This window comes from Aminobacter sp. MET-1, assembly GCF_026521175.1.
Lineage (GTDB): Bacteria > Pseudomonadota > Alphaproteobacteria > Rhizobiales > Rhizobiaceae > Aminobacter.
The window spans coordinates 85,946-103,995 of record NZ_JAMSHL010000010.1 but is presented as its reverse complement, the minus strand read 5'-3'; the positions used below and the strand labels follow the sequence as shown (position 1 = coordinate 103,995).

General features: G+C 64.2%; 15 protein-coding genes. All 15 read right to left on the bottom strand.

Features of this window, described 5'->3' with window-relative positions; all coding sequences use genetic code 11:
• Nucleotides 1-21 precede the first annotated feature (21 nt).
• A complete protein-coding gene (locus tag NDO48_RS15835; RefSeq protein ID WP_018430789.1) occupies nt 22-1,206 on the bottom strand; it encodes an ADP-ribosylglycohydrolase family protein in 1,185 nt (394 codons plus the stop codon).
• On the bottom strand, nt 1,193-2,617 hold the full coding sequence (locus NDO48_RS15830; RefSeq protein ID WP_267321770.1) for an extracellular solute-binding protein: 1,425 nt from the start codon (nt 2,615-2,617) through the stop codon (nt 1,193-1,195). The genes NDO48_RS15835 and NDO48_RS15830 overlap by 14 nt, the downstream gene beginning before the upstream one ends.
• 46 nt (nt 2,618-2,663) lie before the next feature.
• The gene (locus tag NDO48_RS15825) at nt 2,664-3,560 is read right to left on the bottom strand and encodes a carbohydrate ABC transporter permease (protein ID WP_018430791.1); all 897 of its coding nucleotides are present in this window, start codon (nt 3,558-3,560) and stop codon (nt 2,664-2,666) included.
• Nucleotides 3,560-4,534: an ABC transporter permease gene (locus NDO48_RS15820; RefSeq protein ID WP_018430792.1), complete on the bottom strand. Its 975-nt coding sequence runs from the start codon at nt 4,532-4,534 to the stop codon at nt 3,560-3,562. Before NDO48_RS15820 ends, NDO48_RS15825 begins: the two co-directional genes overlap by 1 nt.
• A gap of 6 nt (nt 4,535-4,540) precedes the next feature.
• Nucleotides 4,541-5,584 (bottom strand): LacI family DNA-binding transcriptional regulator, encoded by a 1,044-nt coding sequence (locus NDO48_RS15815; protein WP_018430793.1) that lies wholly within the window; start codon nt 5,582-5,584, stop codon nt 4,541-4,543.
• A 269-nt stretch (nt 5,585-5,853) separates the two neighbouring features.
• A complete protein-coding gene (locus tag NDO48_RS15810; protein WP_018430794.1) occupies nt 5,854-7,836 on the bottom strand; it encodes an NAD(P)-binding protein in 1,983 nt (660 codons plus the stop codon).
• A 268-nt stretch (nt 7,837-8,104) separates the two neighbouring features.
• Nucleotides 8,105-9,160: an Ldh family oxidoreductase gene (locus NDO48_RS15805; protein ID WP_040457354.1), complete on the bottom strand. Its 1,056-nt coding sequence runs from the start codon at nt 9,158-9,160 to the stop codon at nt 8,105-8,107.
• 2 nt (nt 9,161-9,162) lie between these two features.
• The gene (locus tag NDO48_RS15800; protein ID WP_267321769.1) at nt 9,163-10,125 is read right to left on the bottom strand and encodes a hydroxyacid dehydrogenase; all 963 of its coding nucleotides are present in this window, start codon (nt 10,123-10,125) and stop codon (nt 9,163-9,165) included.
• 52 nt (nt 10,126-10,177) lie between these two features.
• Complete coding sequence (locus NDO48_RS15795; RefSeq protein WP_018430796.1) at nt 10,178-10,963, bottom strand: FadR/GntR family transcriptional regulator; 786 nt, start codon at nt 10,961-10,963, stop codon at nt 10,178-10,180.
• Nucleotides 10,960-12,039, bottom strand: a complete 1,080-nt coding sequence (locus tag NDO48_RS15790; protein ID WP_018430797.1) for a four-carbon acid sugar kinase family protein — start codon at nt 12,037-12,039, stop codon at nt 10,960-10,962. Before NDO48_RS15790 ends, NDO48_RS15795 begins: the two co-directional genes overlap by 4 nt.
• Nucleotides 12,036-13,028, bottom strand: coding sequence for an ABC transporter ATP-binding protein (locus NDO48_RS15785; protein WP_018430798.1), 993 nt, complete (start codon nt 13,026-13,028; stop codon nt 12,036-12,038). Before NDO48_RS15785 ends, NDO48_RS15790 begins: the two co-directional genes overlap by 4 nt.
• Nucleotides 13,028-14,038: an ABC transporter ATP-binding protein gene (locus NDO48_RS15780; protein WP_018430799.1), complete on the bottom strand. Its 1,011-nt coding sequence runs from the start codon at nt 14,036-14,038 to the stop codon at nt 13,028-13,030. The genes NDO48_RS15785 and NDO48_RS15780 overlap by 1 nt, the downstream gene beginning before the upstream one ends.
• Nucleotides 14,035-14,994, bottom strand: coding sequence for an ABC transporter permease (locus NDO48_RS15775; RefSeq protein WP_026227761.1), 960 nt, complete (start codon nt 14,992-14,994; stop codon nt 14,035-14,037). The genes NDO48_RS15780 and NDO48_RS15775 overlap by 4 nt, the downstream gene beginning before the upstream one ends.
• Before the next feature lie 7 nt (nt 14,995-15,001).
• A complete protein-coding gene (locus NDO48_RS15770; protein ID WP_018430801.1) occupies nt 15,002-15,958 on the bottom strand; it encodes an ABC transporter permease in 957 nt (318 codons plus the stop codon).
• A gap of 80 nt (nt 15,959-16,038) precedes the next feature.
• Nucleotides 16,039-17,688: an ABC transporter substrate-binding protein gene (locus NDO48_RS15765; protein ID WP_018430802.1), complete on the bottom strand. Its 1,650-nt coding sequence runs from the start codon at nt 17,686-17,688 to the stop codon at nt 16,039-16,041.
• Nucleotides 17,689-18,050 lie beyond the last annotated feature (362 nt).

The following is an 18,050-nucleotide window of genomic DNA, read 5'->3' as shown; positions in this document are numbered from 1 at the left end:
CGTCGGTCTTTCGTTGCGAAACTAGAGCGTAAGGGCCGCGCGGCGGGCAGCACGCGCGTCAGCGGCGGCCTGGTCGGCGGCAAGGATGGTCTTGACCGTCGCCGTGAAGGCGTCGGCGGAGGCGTTGAGATCGAGCCGGTTGGCGGTGTCGAGCAGCGCCCGGTCGGCTTCGGCAATGACGCTTTCGCCATGCATGGCGCCGAGGATCGCGCCGGCCATGACGCCGATAGAGTCTGTGTCGCGGCCGGAGTTGGCGCCGTCCTCGATCGACTTGCGGAAGTCGCCCGCATTGAGCAGGCAGAAGCCCAGCGCCAGCGGCAGCTCCTCGATCGCGCCCAGGCGGCTCGGCTGGTAGGCGTTGGTCAGCCGACCGGCCTTGGCGGGCGTGTGATTGACGTCGTCGCCCATCGGCGAATAAGGCGCGATGACCCTGTGGAACTCGGCAACGACCGTTGCATGGTCCGCGCCTGTCGTGCGCAGCCGTTTCGCGGCGTCGGCTATGTCGGCAATGGCGTTGCGGGTACCGTCCTTGGCGAGCGCCAGCGCCGTTTCGACGACCTCGTCGATGGTGGTGCCAGGAATGAAGGCAGCGGCCACTGCTGCTGCGAAGACGCCGGCGGCTTCGAGGCCATAGCTCTCCTGGTGGCCGGAGGCGAAGGCGATCGCTTCGTCATAGGCGGCCCTGGGATCGCAGGCGTTGACCACGCCGATGGGGGCCACATACATCGCAGCTCCGCAATTGACCATGTTGCCGATACCGCCCTGGCGTGGATCGCAGGAGGCCAGCTGGTGGCGCTGGAAAATCCACTTTTCCGGGTAGAACAGCCGCTCGATCAGCATCGCCTCGCGCTGCAATTCGGGTACCCAGCGCGGGACCCAGGCGATCTGGCGCACCATGCCGTCGGCCATGTCCCAGGCGTCGAGATGCCTGCCGGTCTCGGCATAGATATCCATCAGGCACAGGGTCATCAGCGTGTCGTCGGTGACGATGCCGTTGCCGCGGATTCTGCCGTTGCGCGCCGTCGCATCGAGCGACATCTTGTGCCACTCGGTGTCGAGCGAGCTCACCCGCCCGTAGCGCTTGGCGATCTCGGCGGCGGAAAGCTTTTCGATCGGCGCTCCGATGGCGTCGCCGAGGGCGACGCCATGGATGAGCGCACGGACTCGTCCCCGGAGGGAGAGCCCCTGTGCATCACTTGGCTGCATCAAGTACGGTCCTTGCATATTCGTTGAGACGCTTGCCACCGGCGGCTTCCCATTCGGCGACATACTGGTCCCACTGGTCCATCTTGGCTTCGCCGGAGATGAACTTGTAGACCCAGGAGCGGTAGACGTTTTCGGTGGCGTCGAGATCGGCGGCATATTCGGCCGGCCAGACGAAGGAATTGTCCGGCTTGAAGTATTTCTGGATCGTCGCCAGCGACTGCTGGGCGGCTTCCGACTGCCAGACAACAGGCGGCTTCCAGTTTGCCGTCACCATGAAGCGGGCATACCAGGTCGCCATCTTGTCGGTGACCTTATAGGTGTCGCCGTCCTTGGTGTATTCCTGGCCCTCGAAGCCGAGGCGGTCCATCATCTGGCCCTCGGGGCTCGCCATGAAGTCGAGCAGCTTCATCACCTCGGCTTTGTGCTTGGAGGTGGTCGAGATGGCAAAGCCGCGCGACTCCTTGGACACGTCAACGGCCGACAGGCCCTGGCCGACCGGGCCCTTCGGCGGCGACAGCAGCACAAGCTCGGTGCCCGGATGGACCTGGCGCATCTTGCCGCCATAGATGTCGATGACTTCGCCCGACGAGCCGAAGATCACGCCGGCCTTGCCGGTGTAGAACTTGTCTTCCTTCACGTCGAACTTGGTGGTGATGTATTCGGGATCGTACAGGCCCTGCTCGCGCAGCGAGGCGTAGAAGGCGATCTTGTCCTTCTCCTGGCTGGTGATACGGGCATGCACCCACTCGCCGGCGGCATTCTTCATCCACGAACCGGTGACACCGAATGCCTGGTTGAAGATCGAGTCGAGCTCGTTGGTGTTGTCGGCAGTGGTGACGCCATAAGTGTCGGCCTTGCCGTTGCCGTCGAGGTCGCCGTCCTTGATCGCCTTGAACAGGTTCACATAGTCTTCGACCGTTTCAGGCGCCTTGAGCCCGGTCTTCTCCAGCCAGTCCTTGCGGATCACCGGCTGCGGGCCACGCACCGGATAGACATAGAGCAGGTAGGGATAGTTCTTCAGGCGCTCGACATTGTGCGGCCACAGCCCGTCCTTGACGTTCTTGGACTCGGCGATCATGGGCGTGAGGTCCTCCAGCACGCCCTGTTCGACCATCTTGGCGTCGCCGCCCTGGAAATAGATCAGGTCCGGAATGTCGCCCGACAGCAGCATCACCGACAGCTTGTCGGCGTAACCCGACGAAGGCAGATCGACCAGCTCGATATCAAGGTCGGTGCCCTGTGCCCGCAGCGCATCCTCGATGCGCTTGAGGTGCTTGACGTCGTCGGGGTTGTTCGGCCCGAAATCCTTCGACACGATGCGGATCTTGACCGGCTCGGCCATGGTGGGGACAGCCACGGCAAGGCTCAGCGCGAGCGCTGTCGATGCCATCAGGAAAACTCGTCTCAACATTTCATCTCCTCCTTTGGATAGGCTTTTTGGTTGGTACTCTTCGCCATCAGCCCTTGAGCGCGCCGCTCATGGTGCCCTTGGTGAAGAATTTCAGGATCAGCGGGTAGATCGCGAGGATCGGCGCGATGGTCAGCAGGATCATGCCGGCCTTGAGTGACCTGAGGTCGATCTGGCTTGCGCCGGTGTTGTTGTTGGCGTTGTCGATGCCGACGATGGCAAGCTTGTCGCCATCGATGACGAACTGGCGAAGCACCACCTGCAGCGGCCATTTGTTCTGGTCGTTCAGGTAGATCATCGCATGGAAGAACTCGTTCCAGTGGAAGACGAGGTAAAACAGCGAGATCGTTGCCAGCGCTGGCTTTGCCAGCGGCAGCACCACATACCAGAACACCTGGAAGGGATTGGCGCCGTCGAGCTCGGAGGCCTCGAGCAGTTCCTTGGGGATTTCTTCGAAGAAGCGGATCAGGATGATGAGATACCAGGCGTTGACCGCCTTGTAGAGGATCACCGACCAGTAGCTGTTGAGCAGCCCGAGCCGCTTGTTGACGAAATATTCCGGAATGATGCCCGGTTCGAAGACGATGGTGACGAGCACCAGGATGAACAGCGCCTTGCGTCCCGGCAGGCCCGGCCGAGACAGGCCCCAGGCCATCAGTGCGGTGCCGACGACGCCGATAGCAGTCGAGGCGGCGGTGATGAAGATCGAATTGAAGATGCCGCGCTGCACGTTTGGATGCTGGAGCAGCACGCTCCACACCTCGAGCGAGAATCCGCTGGGCAGGATGGTCAGGCCGCTCATGCCGGGCACCCTGGCGGGCTCGGACAGCGACACCGCCAGAAGGTTGAGGATCGGCTGCACGGTCACCACGACGAGCAGCAGAAGCGTCGACACGATGATGGCATATTCGATGCGTTCGAGCGGGGTCTTGCGCGACAGGGCCATCACCAAACTCCCTTGCCGGTCAGGCGCTTGGACACGAAGTGGGCCACAACGATCATGATCGTGCCCAGCACCGCCTTGAACAGGCCGGCCGCTGTCGCCAGCGAATACTCGCCTGTCTGCAGACCGATGCGGTAGACGTAGGTGTCGACGATATCGATCTTGGAGCGCACCACGTCGTTGGAGAAGTTGATGACCTGGTTGAGATCGGCGTTGAGGAACATGCCGGCATTGAGGATGAACAGCGTCGCAATCGTCGGCACGATGCCCGGCAGCGTGACGTGCCAGATCTTTTGCCAGCGGTTGGCGCCGTCGATCTCGGCGGCGTCATAGAGTTGCTGGTCGATGGCGATGATGGCGGCGAGGTAGAGCAGGCTGTCCCAGCCGGCGGAGCGCCAGATTTCGGTGAAGACCAGAACCCAGCGGATGGCGCCGGTGTCGGTCATGAACGAGCGCGGCGCGATGCCGGCCATGCCCATCAGGTTGTTGACGGCGCCGTCGGTCGGCGACAGCGCGGCGATGAAGATGCCGGCGATCACGACCCAGGACAGGAAGTGCGGCAGATAGATCGCAGATTGGATGAACTTGCGCAGGCGGCCGCCGCGCACCTCGTTGATCAGGAGCGCCACCAGGATCGGCACCGGCAGGAAGAACGCCATCTTCATCGCCGAGATGATCAGTGTGTTGGCAAGCACCTGCCAGAACACCGGCGAGGCAAACAGCACGTAGAAATGCTTGAGCCCGACCCAGACATTGGGCGGCACAATCCGGACCTGCTCGAAGGCGATGCGCGCCTCCCAGATCGGCAGGTAATGCAGCACCAAAAAGAAGGCGAGGCCCGGCGCCATCATCACGTAATACGGCCACCAGCGGCGCCAGCCATGCGCCAGCGAGGCCTGCGTCGGCTTCCGGCGGACACTTGATTTGGGAACGTTCCCAATTTCGGGCGCGACCATGGCCCTGTTGTGGTCGGTCATATCAGGCTACCTCCCGTTCCCGACCGCGCGCCTGGGCTGGACCAGCGACAGGTCGGCAAGCGACCCACGCTCGATCAGCCGGCATGGCAGGAACACCCGGCCGTGTTCCGAACGGCCGGCAATTTCGTCGAGCAGGCAATCGAGTGAGCGCACGCCCATCTCGCGCCCGGGCTTGGCCACGGTTGTCAGGCCGGGCCATGAGAAGGCGCCGGCCGGCACGCCGTCGAAACCAAGGATCGAAACGTCCTCGGGGCAGCGCATGCCGGCTTCGCGCGCCGCCATCATCGCGCCCAGCGCCATCAGGTCGTTGGCGGCGAAGACGGCAAAATGGCCGCCGCGATGGCGCTGCAGCAGGCGTTTCATCGCCTCACGCCCCCCTTCGACCGTGTATTCCCCGTCTTCCATCGGCAATGCCGCCGGATCGACGTCGCGCTCGACGCAGTGCTCGTGAAAGGTCCGCAGGAAGCGCGCGCGGGCGATACGCGACTTCGGGCCGAGGATCAGGGCAGGGGCGTGATGACCCTTTGAAACCAGGTGGTCCATGCCCAGCCGTACCGCCTGGGCGATGTCGGAGCCGACACTCGATGTCTCGGGAAAGCGCTCGGCGCTGGAGCCGATCAGCACGAAAGGCAGGCCGAAGCGGTCGAGATCGTCGAAATTGTCGGCCACGGGATTGATGATCGCGCCATCGACCCGCGCCTGGCGCAGCGCGCGCAAATGGCCGGCCTCGCGCTGATGGTTCCAGTCCGAGGAGAATACCAGGAGCGACGCGCCGTTTTCAGCGGCGCGATCCTGGGCGCCGCGCGCCACCTCCGCCCAGAACGGATTGGTGATATCGGGAATGACCAGGCCGAGCAGCCCCGTGCGCCCGGAGCGCATGCCGACAGCGAGATCGTTGCGCTCGTAACCCACGGCCTGGGCTGCAGCGAGCACCCGCTCGCGGGCCTCGTCGGTGACGTTGGAGGCTCCGGAAAGCGCACGACCGGCGGTGCTCTTCGACACCCCCGCCTTCTCCGCGACGTCAATGATCGTCGGGCGCTTCCGCTGCATTCCCTATGCTCCTCCCGAGCGACTTGTGGGAACGTTACCATGATCATTTGCCGGCGGCAAGCCACCGCCGCCAATTTGGCAGTGCGGTTGGAGCACAATGCTTGCGCCCCGGTATCTGTTCTCAAGGATTGTTCACGCAAGCCCGGCCCGATGCCGCGACCATTGCGCCAACGAACATGCAGCCCGCAGTCGGCGCGCGCATGAAGTAATGAAGTGGTTCGGCATGGCGGCGCGGGGTCGTTTTGGCCGCGCCGCCTTGAGCCGATGTCTCAGAGCCCGATCTTGTCGAGCGGCGGGCCGGGGAAGCGGCTGAAATCGGCTGCGCCTTCGGGCGTACCGATCAGCTCGCGCACGGCGCGGATGCCCTGGTCGATCGCCGAATGCGCATAGGCATAAGCGCCGCTGTCGGCATTGGCGATGGCGATGCGTCCCCATGGCTTGCGTGCCGTCTCGATGGGCAGCGGGCCATCCGGCCAGTAGGCGTCCCATGGCCTCATATACTCATAGGCGTAGCCATGAGCCCAGCGGTTGCAGGTGATTGCCTCGATGTCACGTGCGGCGTCGAAGCCGCCCGGCCCGAGGGCGCGGTTGAGCATGTCGCGGATCGAGCGCTCCATCTCTTCGAAGGTGAGGCTGTAAAGCTCCCAACGCCCGGCCTGGAACTGTTCGCGCGCCGTGTCGGCAGGGGCGGCAAACACCTTGGTGAGGTGCAGCGCCACCGGCTCCGACGGCTTGTCGACGAACTTGTAGTCGCCCACCGACACCGGGAAGTCGATCGAGGCGCCGCTCCAGAAATTGCCGCGCGCGGCAAAACGGTCGATCTTGAGCTTGTCGAAGGCCTCCCAATTGCGGATCACCACGTTGGTGTAGATCAGCGGCACCTTCTGCTGGTCGTTGAGAGCGGTCACCTGCTCCTTCGGGAGTTCCTCGGTGAGGTAGGGGATGACACGGTTCCAGCAGGCGAGCACGACATGGCTGCCGGTGACCGAGAACGGCTTGCCGCCTTGGCCGGCATAGGTGACGACCACTCGCTCGGCGCTGCCAGGCGCACCGTCATGTGCGACCTTCACAACCGTCGAGTTCAAGCGGATACGCACCGGGTTCGCAGCCACGTCGAGCTGCCCATAATCAAGCGTGCCGGTGGTGATCTCTTCCATTGTCGTGCCGGGGAGGGCTGCCGGAATGAGGCCGCGCACCAGCGCGCGGGCGATGCCGGCATTGCCCTCGGGGAAGTGGTAGATGTAGTCGTCTGGTCCGGCGAAACCCAGTCGACCGCTTGGCGCCATGTTCTTGTGAACCGCCTCGCCGAGATCCATCGCGTCGAAGCCCGGGCTGCCGTTGGTCCAGGCGTCGAGCGCGCTGGTGGCGTCGATGCCGACACCGAAATAGCCCATGGTGGTGATCTGGTAGAGGGCAACGATCTGCGGGTCGACCTTGGCATGGTCGAGCAGGAACTGCTTGTAGGTGATGTCGCTCAGCTTTTGCAGCTTCGCTTCTCGGTCGAGGCCGGGCAGGTAATCGGCTGGGCCTTCGATCAGCGTGACGAGGTCGGCCTTGGCCTTGTCGTTGAGCGGGGTTTCGGCAATCCAGGCTTTCGCATCCTTGCCGCGGATCACCAGCTTGTCTTCGCCCCACTGCTCCTTGCAGAAGAACAGAGCCCGGCTAGAAAGGCCGCGATCGTCGCGCCATTTGTTGTTGAACCAGGTTTCGAAACGCTTGAGGTCGATGCCGACATCGAAGAGCAGCTTGTGCACGGCGGGGCTGAAGAAGCTCGGCGTGTCGATCGACTGCGAGCCGCCATAGCCGATGATCTTGCGGCCGCTGGCCGTGACATATTCGTTGCGCTTGGCATGGCCGCCGAAATCGTCGAGCGGGTCGATCAGCAGCACGCGTTTGTCCTGCCCGGCCTGCTGGCGGTAGACGTAGGCAGCGGCCAGGCCCGACAGGCCGGAGCCGACGACGACAAGGTCATAATGCTCGCCGGTCGCAGTCACCGCGCCGGCCTTCTGCCAGTAGGAGCCGTCGCGCACGGCATGCATGACGTTCTGGGCGGCGTCGGTCTGGCCGCGCAGGCCGGCCACGCTCGGCGGGTAGGCGGCGGGTGCCCCTGCGGTTTGCGCCCTCGCGGCGCTTGGGCCCAGCGCCCGCATCGCCATCATGCCGCCAGCGGCAAAGGCGATCCCATCGAGGAAATCGCGCCGGCTGATCGGCCGGTCCATACCGAGCCGCTTGTCGTCTTCATTCCAGTTCATTCTGCTGGCCTCCCTGCTTGCCCCTCTATTGCTGACGTTGGGGCAAGTTGATGTCAATGCAGGGGCAAGTTGTTTTCCTGAAATTCAACACGGAAAACTGGAGGCCGTCATTTTTGGATTAGCGTATGCTCTTAAGAGTCAGTTATTGCTGCGAAGCCGAAAGATGATACAGAGTATAGGTGCAATGATAGAAAATTGCACCCTTTAGTTGAGTTCGTGGTCGATCCGACATACTGTCGACGAGAACCTGTCGTGTCGCTTTTGAACTTCACCGACGCGACGTTGCGTTGACGTCAATGCCCAGGCGCACTGCCTCGGCGCACAGTTTGTCGAATACACCATCGTGCAAGGCGAGGCCTTCGACCAGTGCCTTGCGCTTGCGTCTGGCGGCGCTTTCGCCGGGCAGCCGGACGCGTTCGACGCCGGGGCGCGGCGGGTTTGTGCGGCATGCTTCTGCCAGCCAGCCGGTCTGGCGGGTGAAGGCTGCTTCTCCGGCGAACGCGGTAGGGTCGATGACTTGAAGGAACACCGAGGCGTTGGTTCCCTCAGGCTTGTCGGCGCGACCGAAGCCTGCGAGGCCTTGCGTCAGCGCTTCGACGAGGATCGCCAGCGCATAGCCCTTCTGACCGTGATCGAGGCCGCCGGCGGGCAGGATGGTGCCGCCGTTGTTGAGCACGCGCGGGTCGTTGGTCGGATTGCCGTCGCGGTCGAGCAGCCACTGGTGCTCGAATGTTTTTCCCTCGGCGATCAGCCGCGAACTCATATTGTTGGTGGTGATCGAGGCGCTGACGTCGATCAGGATCGGATCGCCGTCGGTCGGAATGCCGGCGGCGATCGGGTTGGGCGTGAAGATGCCGCGCGTGCCGCCGAAGGGAGCGACCGAGGCGCCCGAGGGGCTGGAACTTGCCAGCAGCGCCACGTAGCCGCGATCGGTGGCGCGGGTGAGATAGGCTGCGAGGCAGCCGATGTGGTGGCTGTTGCCGATGGTGACGGTAACCGTGCCGTAGGTGGCGGCGCGCTCGACCGCGAGGTCCATGGCGGTCGCTGTCAGCCAGGCGCCGGGCAGGCGCAAGCCGTCCCAGGCAACGCAGGCGCCGCGATCCGAGATCACCCTAGGTGCGCCTGATTTGGTCATGACGCCGTTGCGGATGCTTTCGAGATACCAGGGGGCGAGTGCCAAACCGTGGGTGGTGTGGCCCATCAGGTCTGCCTCGACAAGGATCTCGGCCACCGCATGAGCCTTGTCAGGCTCGAGGCCAGCCGCCTTGAAGATGGCGAAAGCCAGATCGGTCAGCGTGTCGGCGTCGTGGAGTTCGGGAGCCATTGTCAAACCCTTGCGTAGAGGTTCTGGGCGAGCGGCTCGCCGCGGAGGAAGGCGAGCACGTTTTCGGCGGTCATGATCGAGACGGCGCGGCGCGCGTCCTCGGTTACGCCGGCGACATGCGGGGTCAGAAGCACATTGGACAGTTGCCACAGCGGGCTGGCGACCGGCGGCTCTTCGGCAAAGCTGTCGAGCCCGGCGCCGGCAATGCGCCCGGCCTGAAGCGCCGCGATTAGCGCCGGCTCATCGACGACTTCGCCGCGCGCCGTGTTGATGAGGAATGCAGTCGGCTTCATCAGGGCGATCTCGCGCGCGCCGATCAAACCGCGGGTGCCCTCGGTCAGCGGACAATGCAGGCTGACGACGTCGCTCTCAGCCAACAGGACATCGAGCGACGGGGCGCGGACAACGCCGCCGGCAAAGGCTGCATCAGGCGCGAACGGATCGTAAGCCGAGACCTGCATGCCGATGGGCGTAACCATCCGGGCAAGGATCTGGCCGATGAGGCCGAAGCCGACGAGGCCGAGCTTCTGGCCGCGCAACTCGCGCCCGGCATAAAGCTTCTTGTCCCACCGGCCGTTGCGGATATGCCCGTCCTGGCGCAGGAAATCCTTGGTCAGGGCGAGGATCAGCCCGAGCGCGTGTTCGGCAACCGAGTGGGCGTTGGCGCCCGTGGCCATGATGACAGGGATGTTCATCGCCTTTGCGGCAGCGACATCGATGTCGTTGGTGCCGACGCCATGCTTGGCGACGATCTTCAGCTTGCTCGAGGCAGCCAGCATGTCGCGGTCGACCAACTCCACCAGCCGCACCACAAGGGCCGCCGGCTGGTGCCGTTCGATCAGCGCCATGACCTCGGATTTCGTCGGATAGGCTTCGGTCGAGATACACTCGATGCCGGCGATTTCGAGCATGGCAAGGCCCTCGGCAGCCATGCGGCCGCCGACCGTAACGATCGTCGTTGTCATCGTTCTTTCCTGTCGTGCCGCAACAGCGGCGTCGGTTCAGCCGACCTTGAGGTCAGCGCGAGAGGTCGAGCACCTTGTTTTCGAACAGCCGGTTGCGCGAGCCTTCGAGGTGCTCGCGCATGCGGTCGCGCGCCAGCTCGGATTCGCCTGCGGCGATGGCGTCACAGATGCCGCGATGCTCGTCATAGACCTGTTCCAGCTTGGTCAGCGGACCCATCAGGGACAGGCCGTGTAGGTTCATGCCGACGGCGATGTGCTGGCGCAGCGCATCGAGGCAGGCGGTGTAATAGTGGTTGTTGGCGGCCTCTGCCACCGAGCGGTGGAACAGGAAGTCGACGTCGGAGCGGTGGGTCTGGTCGCGCGTCGCATCTCGTAGTTCCGCCAGTGCCGCGCGCATCTTCTGCATTGAGGCGTCGTCGTGGCGAAGGGCGGCGAAATAGGCGGCTTCCGGCTCGATGGTCAGGCGGAACTCGTAGCAGCGCTGGATGTCGGCGATGGTCTTGACCGGCGAAAAGCCGAGGCTTGTCTTCTGGGTGTCGAACACGCGGACATAGGTGCCGGAGCCTTGGCGGGAATAGACCAGGCCGACATCGCGCAGCCGACCGAGTGCATCGCGCACGACCGGCCGGGAGACACCGAGCAGCGTTGCCAGGTCGTGCTCGCCCGGCAGCTTGGATCCCGAAGGGAATTCGCCCGAGACAATACGCTCCTGCAACTGGTCGAACACCTTGTCGACCAGCTTCGGCGCCTTGGAAGCGGCCTTATGGCCGTTGCCCGACTTTTCGCCCGTTTCGGTGGTGTCAGGCTCGGTTCCGTCCTGCTGCAATTCGGTCGTCATGTGTGTTCCGCCTGTTCCCCGGTCGGCGGCCGCAAGAGATCGGAAAGAACCGCGACCGTCCCGAATCCGCCGGATTTTACGACACAGCGCAGCCCCTCGCCATGGCGTGTCGCAATGGTGAACCAGGGCAGGCCCGGCGCCACCTCGCCCCGCGGAAATAGCACGTCGACGCCAAGCGCGCCAAGTATGGCAAGTGCCGTGTCGCCGCCACCCATGACAAGCGTGGAGGGACGAAGGCGCTCGACGGCTTCGGCCACGCCGACAGCGAAGTCGGTGGCGACCCGGCCGGGGTCGTCAACCTGGTCGCCGGTACAGCGGACGACCAGCGGCAGGCTGGCATCTGGTGAAAGCTCGAAATGTCCGGCAGGTGCATCGAGCATGCCGATGCCGGGATGATCGTATTGAAGCCGCGCCACCTGTCCGTCGGTGATCGGGTCACGCGAGCCGAAGGCATACAGCGCCTCGTCATCGGCCGGGAATGGCTGTTCTTTCCCTAGGGCATTGCCGCCGAGATGACGGGCGAAGGCGAGGCCCAGTCCGCGGGCGCCGATGGCGACCGCATCCGACCAGTTGTGTGCGGAGATGATGGCGTCGAGATCCGCATCGTCGTCCGCATCGAGTACTTCTGTTGGCAAGCCGAGGCCGGCCAGCGCCTCGCGAACAGGCAAGGGAGTGTCGACGCCGCGGCCGAGCACCACGCCGTCGCGCGTGAAGCGACCCTGATCGGGTACGGCTGGAGCGACGACAAGCAGGCCGCGCCCCGATGTTTCGGCGAGAGCTTGTGCTTCGGCGCCGACATTGCCCTTCAGGCGCGAGTCGATCTTCTTCATCACGATGCCGGGGTCATGGGGCATCAGCCGGATCGCGACATCCCTGACCCTGGCCGATGCGACGTCGGCCGTCAGTGCCCGCGACGCCGTGCTGACCGCAAAGACATCCGGCTTGATGGCAAGCGCCTTGCCGGTCGCTTCAGGGGTCGTCGCCACCGCCACCTTGAGACCCGAGGTGACGAAGGGCGCCGAGGTGTCGAGCGCTCCGGTCAGGTCGTCGGCGACGATGGCGAGCATCAAGGTCATTCCGGCAGTCCGTCGGTCACGGCATGGCAGGCAACATGATGGCCTGCTGCCACCTCGCGCCACTCGGGCACGACAGCCTTGCACTTATCCATGGCGATCGGGCAGCGCGTGTGGAAGCGGCAGCCGGCGGGCGGCGCCAACGGGCTCGGCACGTCGCCCGTCAATATCTGGCGCTGGCGCGTCTTCTCGAGTTCCGGATCCGCCTCGGGCACGGCCGAAAGCAGCGCCTTGGTGTAGGGATGCAGCGGGTTGGAAAACAGCTGCTCGCGCGTCGCCAGTTCCGCCATGCGGCCGAGATACATCACGCCGACGCGGGTGCTGATGTGGCGGACCACGGCAAGGTCGTGCGCGATGAACAGGTAAGTGAGACCGTACTTCTCCTGCAGGTCGAGCAGCAGATTGATGATCTGCGCCTGTACCGAAACGTCGAGCGCCGAGATCGCTTCGTCACAGACGATGAATTTCGGCTGGCAGGCGAGCGCCCGGGCGATGGCGACGCGCTGGCGCTGGCCGCCGGAGAGTTCGTGCGGATAACGCTGGGCGAAGCGAGCCGGCAGGCCGACATCGGCGAGCAGGCGCGACACCCGCTCGGGCAGCTCGGCCTTGGTGGCAAGCTTGTGGAACAGGATCGGCTCGCCGACCACCTCGCCGATGGTCATACGCGGGTTGAGCGTCGAATAGGGGTCCTGGAAGACGATCTGCAGTTCGCGGCGATAGGGCCGCATGCGCTTTTCATCAAGCGAGACGATGTTCTCGCCCTGGAAGATGACCTTGCCCGAGGTCGCCTTCTGCAGGTTGAGCAGAGTGAAGCCGGTGGTCGACTTGCCGCAGCCGGATTCGCCGACCAGCGACAGCGTCTCGCCGGCGAAGATATCGAAGTTGACGTCGTCGACGGCATAGACGGTGGCGCCGCGCTCGCCGAAGGCACCGAGGCGGACGACGAAATGCTTGACGAGGTTCTCGACCTTGATCAGCGGTTCGGCAGCCATCACGCGGCCTCCATCATCTGGCGCTGGGCGACGAAGCAGGCGACGCGATGGCCGCCCGAACCGGCGACCGGCTCGAGAACAGGCACGCGCTCATGGCAGATGCCTTCGGCCAGCGCGCAGCGTGGCGCAAACGGGCAGCCCTTGGGGCGACGACCCGGTTCGGGCGGCGTACCGCCGATGGAGGACAGTCGGCTGGCGCGTTCGTCCGACAGCTTGGGGATCGAGGCCAGCAGGCCGCGCGTGTAGGGATGCGTCGGGTGGGCGAACAGCTCACCGACAGGCGCGTCCTCGACAACCGTGCCAGCATAAAGCACGGCGACCCGGTCGACGAGGCCGGCGATCAGCGCGAGATCGTGGGTGATCCACACCACCGACATGTTGAGCTTCTTGCGCAGATCCTTCACCAGGTCGACGATCTGCGCCTGGATGGTGACGTCGAGCGCGGTCGTCGGCTCGTCAGCGATCAAAAGCTCCGGGTCGCAGGCAAGGCCGATGGCGATCATGACGCGCTGGCGCATGCCGCCCGACAGTTCGTGCGGATAGGCCTCGATGCGCTGTTCCGGACCGGGGATGCCGACGAGGCGCAAAAGTTCGATGGCGCGGGCACGCGCCTCGGCCTTGGTCATGCCGCCATGGTAGATCAGCGGCTCGCACAGCTGGTCGCCGATGCGCATGACCGGGTTGAGCGAGGTCATCGGATCCTGGAAGACGAAACCGATCTTGCCGCCGCGCACCTGGCGCAGCTCCGATTTCGTCATCTTGAGCAGATCGCGGCCGGCGAATTCGGCCGAGCCACCCTTGACCCTGATCTTGTTGGGCAGGAGCCTGACAAGGCTGAGCATGGTCAGGCTCTTGCCGCAGCCGGATTCGCCGACGACGCCGACCGTCTCGCCCTTGCCGACGGTGAGATCTATGCCGTCGACGATCACGGCGGGGCCACGGCGGGTGTCGATCTCGATGGTCAGGCCCTTGATATCGAGCAGCGGTTTGTTGTCTGCGGGAGCGGTCATTTGCTGCCCCTCGGGTTGAGAGCGTCATTGAGGCCGTCGCCCAGGAAAGAGAAGGCGACGGTGGCGAGGCCGAGCACGGCGGCGGGTGCGGCGAGCAGATGCGGATAATGCTGCCAGACACGCAGGCCGTCGGAGATCATGTTGCCCCAACTGGGCGTGGGCGGATTGACGCCGACGCCGAGGAAGGAGAAAGCGCTTTCCAGTACCATCGCGGTGCCGAGGCCGGCGCTGACCGAGACGATCAGCGGGCCGATGGCGTTGGGCACGATGTAGCGCATCAGGATCAGCCGGTTGGTCAGGCCGAGCGCGCGGGCAGCGGTAACATAGGGCCTGCCACGGATAGACAGCACCTGGGCGCGGACGAGGCGGGCGTAGGGCGGCCAGCTGATCAGCGCCATCGAGCCGAACACCAAAAGGAAGTCGACCCAGATTGTCTCGCGGTAGAACGGGTTCAGCGTCGCCTGGTAGCGGGCCTCCATCCAGGCGGTGATCGGCGTCTTCAGCGAGGCGTTGATGACCACGACGAGCAAAAGGTTGGGCACTGACATGGTCATGTCGGTGAACCACATGACGGTGCGGTCGAACAACCCGCCGAAGAAGCCGGCCATGGCGCCGAGCGCGACGCCGATGACAACGGCGATCGTGGTCACCACGATCGCCACGACGAAGGCGGTGCGGGTGCCGTAGACGACGCGGGAGAAGACATCCCGGCCGAGATCGTCGGTGCCGAACAGATGGGCAAGCGATGGCGCCTGGTTGCGGGCGTTGAGGTCCTGGGTCAGGAAGTCGTAGGGCGTCAGCCACGGGCCGAAGACAGCGACGAAGGCGAGCAGGATGACCACGGCGAGACCGGCGACCGCCAGCTTGTTGCGCAACAGGCGATGCCAGGCATCGCGCCACAAGCTGACGGGGGGCTCGTCGTCGGCCACGGAGGAGGGGAGTGTGACGGGTGTCATGGTCATGTCAGCGGCTCCTCATCGTGTCGTTGGCGCGCGGATCGAGCAGCGGGTAGAGCACGTCGACCAGAAGGTTCGACAGCATCACCAGAAACGAGCCGATCAGCGTGATGGCCAAGATGACGGGATAGTCGGAATTGGTAAGCGCCGAGACCGTCAGGCGGCCGAGACCCGGCAGGCCGAATACCAGTTCGACGAAGATGGCGCCGTTGACGATGGTGATCATGATCAGGCCGAGCTGGGTGACGACTGGTGTCAGCACCGGCCTCAGGATATGGCGCAGCGCCACCACCATCTCGGGCACGCCCTTGGCGCGGGCCGTGCGGACGAAATCCTCCGACAGCACCTCGATCACCGCGGCGCGCGTCTGGCGCACGATCAGGGCGATCGGCTGGAACGAGAGCACGAGCAGTGGCAACAGGATACGCAAATCGAAGATGCCGCCCCAGCCATAAGGAACCTTGCCGCCGGGCAGGACGAAGATCAGCGCCACCATGAGCAGCGGGCCGGCGACATAGGCTGGGATGGCCCAGAGGAACAGCGCCGAACCGAGGATCGTGTAGTCGATCTTGGTGTTCTGGTTCATCGCCGCGATCATGCCGAGGGGAACGGCGACGATCGCCGTCAGCACCACGGCGCAGAGGCCGAGCTTGAACGACACGGGTGCGGCGGCCGACACCATCGCCCAGACCGATCGGCCCGAGGTCAGCGAGTTGCCGAAATTTCCCTGCAGAAGGTTCAGGATGTAGCTGCCGAACTGGACGAGGAACGGTCGGTTCAGGCCGGCGGCATCGCGGATCGCCTCGATCTTCTCGGGATTGTAGGCAACGTCGCCCGGGGCGCGCAAGAAGATCAGCTTGATCGGGTCGCCGGCGCCGTAATATGCCATGGCGTAGACGGCCAGCATGACCAGCAGGACGGACGGAATCCACAGCAGCAGCCGTGTTGCAATATAGCGCAGCATGGCGGGCGGCCTCCCACCGCACGGTATCAGTTCGAAAAGAGTAGCACGGGGGACGAGCCCCCGTGCGCGTTACCGGGACATCAGCCGACGGTGATTTCCCAAGGAGCGACAACCTGCCAGTCGAGGTTCTTGTCGATGCCCTTTACATTGGCGTTGGCCCAGCGCGACATCGCCTGAGCGTACCAGGGAATGAAGGTCCAGTCGTCGCGGAAGACCTTCTGTGCCTCCTGGGCAAGTGCGACGCGCTGCGGATCGTCGGCCGCCTTGGTCGCGGCTTCTGAGAGCAACTGATCGACCTTGTCGTTCTTGTATCCGCCGAGCTTGTTCTGGGCGTTGGACGAGGTCGAGGCGATGGAGCCGGCGAGATAGCTTACGGCATCCGGCACGCGCGTGCCGACGTCGTCGCGGAAGATCTGCACCGAGTTCTGGTCGGGACCGGCATAGGCGTCCTGCTGCGGCTTCATGTCGACGGCGGTGATGCCGAGATTCTGGCGCCACTGCTCGGCGATGAACTGTGCGGCTGCCTCGTTGGCCGGCGAGGAAATGCCGACGAACAGGATCTTGGGCAAGCGCTCCGGACCGCCATAGGTCGACTCGGCGAGCAGCTTCTTGGCGCCTTCCGGATCGTATGCGTAGGGCTCGAAGCCGGAATTGTCGGCGCCGGGTACGGAGTTGATGACCTGGTCGGTCTTCTTGTGCGGGCCGTCGGGGAACGAGGCCTTCATCAGGCCATCGCGGTCGACCGCCATGATCAGCGCCTGGCGAACCTTGGGGTCGTCCATCGGCGCGCGCTTGGAGTTGAACCAGAAGTGCTGGCTGGTGGGGATCAGCGGACCGGAGGCAAATTCGCTGCCGAGATCCTGCACGATGGTCGAGGTGACCAGCTCGGTATGGGCGTTGAACTCGCCCGATTTGAGCAGCGAGGTCGCCGTGACATTGTCCTCGATCGAGGTGATCTCGATGCGGGCGAGCTTGGGCTTAGGGCCGAAGAAGTTCTCGTTCGGCTCGAACACCAGCTTGCCGGCGTCGATGTCGATGCTGGTCAGCTTGAACGGGCCGGAATAGACAGCACCCGCGTCGGGCGTGAACCAATCCTGGATCTCGTTGCCGTCCTCGCCGCGCGACTGCGAGGCCTTGGTGATCGGCACGATGTGGTTGGCGACGCGCATGAAATAGATCGGGTCGGCCTCGATCAGCGTCACGACGACGGTGCCTTCGTCGGGGGTGGCGACGCCGGAAATGGTGTTGGCGCTGCCGCCGGTCACTTCAGCGAAGCCTGCGACCTTGCCGAGAACCTGGTCGGCACGCTGGCTCTTGGTGCCGGGCATCGCCGCCACGTTCCACGACCCGGCGACATCTGCCGAGGTGATCTTGCTGCCGTCGGAGAAGGTTGCCTTGGGGTCGAGCTTGAAGGTCCAGGTCTTGGAGTCGGCCGAGCCTTCCCAGCTGGTGAAGACGTAAGGGTGGATCTTGCCTTCGCTGTCGAAATACATCGGCGATGCCCACCAGGCCGAGTTCCAGCGATAAGGCACGCCGCCGCCGCGCAGCGGCGACCAGTCCTGATTGAAGGCCGGATTGGCGACTTTCAGCACCTGGCCTTCCTGTGCAAAGGCGATCTTGGCATTGAGGCCGAGCAGCGTGAAGCCCACAGCACTGCCCAGGCCGAGCCTGAGCGCGTCGCGGCGGGTCATCCCGGCGCGCGACGGAGTCTCGGTGTTCCGTTTCGACATGACATTCCTCCCGTGAAATCCATGAACGGCGATGCTCTGGTCCATCGAAAGGCAACAGACACGGGAGCGGCGACCGTGGCCGAACAAATGCCGCCATATTGTAAACATGTCAATTCATTTTTTGCTGCCAGAAGTCGATAAAATTAGCGTTTGGTGAACTGAATGAAATTTTCTTGTTAAAAATCAATATGATGGACAGATTCGCACAAAGGGCGTCAGTGGGGTGGTGAAAAAGCAACTTGACAACTTATCTGCTTGTGGTCAGTTTTCATAAAGCCAAGTGCAGTTCGCGCCTCGAGGTGCATGCGCTCGGGAGGATTCCAGCACGCGGGGACCGGGTAGCCGGCATTACCTGCGACAAG

What these genes read in the sequence shown, in the direction of transcription:
- NDO48_RS15820 (WP_018430792.1), bottom strand. Translation starts at nt 4,534, where the DNA reads ATGACCGACCACAACAGGGCCATGGTCGCGCCCGAAATTGGGAACGTT.
- NDO48_RS15795 (WP_018430796.1), bottom strand. Translation starts at nt 10,963, where the DNA reads ATGACGACCGAATTGCAGCAGGACGGAACCGAGCCTGACACCACCGAA.
- NDO48_RS15835 (WP_018430789.1), bottom strand. Translation starts at nt 1,206, where the DNA reads ATGCAGCCAAGTGATGCACAGGGGCTCTCCCTCCGGGGACGAGTCCGT.
- NDO48_RS15805 (WP_040457354.1), bottom strand. Translation starts at nt 9,160, where the DNA reads ATGGCTCCCGAACTCCACGACGCCGACACGCTGACCGATCTGGCTTTC.
- NDO48_RS15785 (WP_018430798.1), bottom strand. Translation starts at nt 13,028, where the DNA reads ATGGCTGCCGAACCGCTGATCAAGGTCGAGAACCTCGTCAAGCATTTC.
- NDO48_RS15790 (WP_018430797.1), bottom strand. Translation starts at nt 12,039, where the DNA reads ATGACCTTGATGCTCGCCATCGTCGCCGACGACCTGACCGGAGCGCTC.
- NDO48_RS15825 (WP_018430791.1), bottom strand. Translation starts at nt 3,560, where the DNA reads ATGGCCCTGTCGCGCAAGACCCCGCTCGAACGCATCGAATATGCCATC.
- NDO48_RS15765 (WP_018430802.1), bottom strand. Translation starts at nt 17,688, where the DNA reads ATGTCGAAACGGAACACCGAGACTCCGTCGCGCGCCGGGATGACCCGC.
- NDO48_RS15810 (WP_018430794.1), bottom strand. Translation starts at nt 7,836, where the DNA reads ATGAACTGGAATGAAGACGACAAGCGGCTCGGTATGGACCGGCCGATC.
- NDO48_RS15800 (WP_267321769.1), bottom strand. Translation starts at nt 10,125, where the DNA reads ATGACAACGACGATCGTTACGGTCGGCGGCCGCATGGCTGCCGAGGGC.
- NDO48_RS15770 (WP_018430801.1), bottom strand. Translation starts at nt 15,958, where the DNA reads ATGCTGCGCTATATTGCAACACGGCTGCTGCTGTGGATTCCGTCCGTC.
- NDO48_RS15830 (WP_267321770.1), bottom strand. Translation starts at nt 2,617, where the DNA reads ATGTTGAGACGAGTTTTCCTGATGGCATCGACAGCGCTCGCGCTGAGC.
- NDO48_RS15780 (WP_018430799.1), bottom strand. Translation starts at nt 14,038, where the DNA reads ATGACCGCTCCCGCAGACAACAAACCGCTGCTCGATATCAAGGGCCTG.
- NDO48_RS15775 (WP_026227761.1), bottom strand. Translation starts at nt 14,994, where the DNA reads ATGACACCCGTCACACTCCCCTCCTCCGTGGCCGACGACGAGCCCCCC.
- NDO48_RS15815 (WP_018430793.1), bottom strand. Translation starts at nt 5,584, where the DNA reads ATGCAGCGGAAGCGCCCGACGATCATTGACGTCGCGGAGAAGGCGGGG.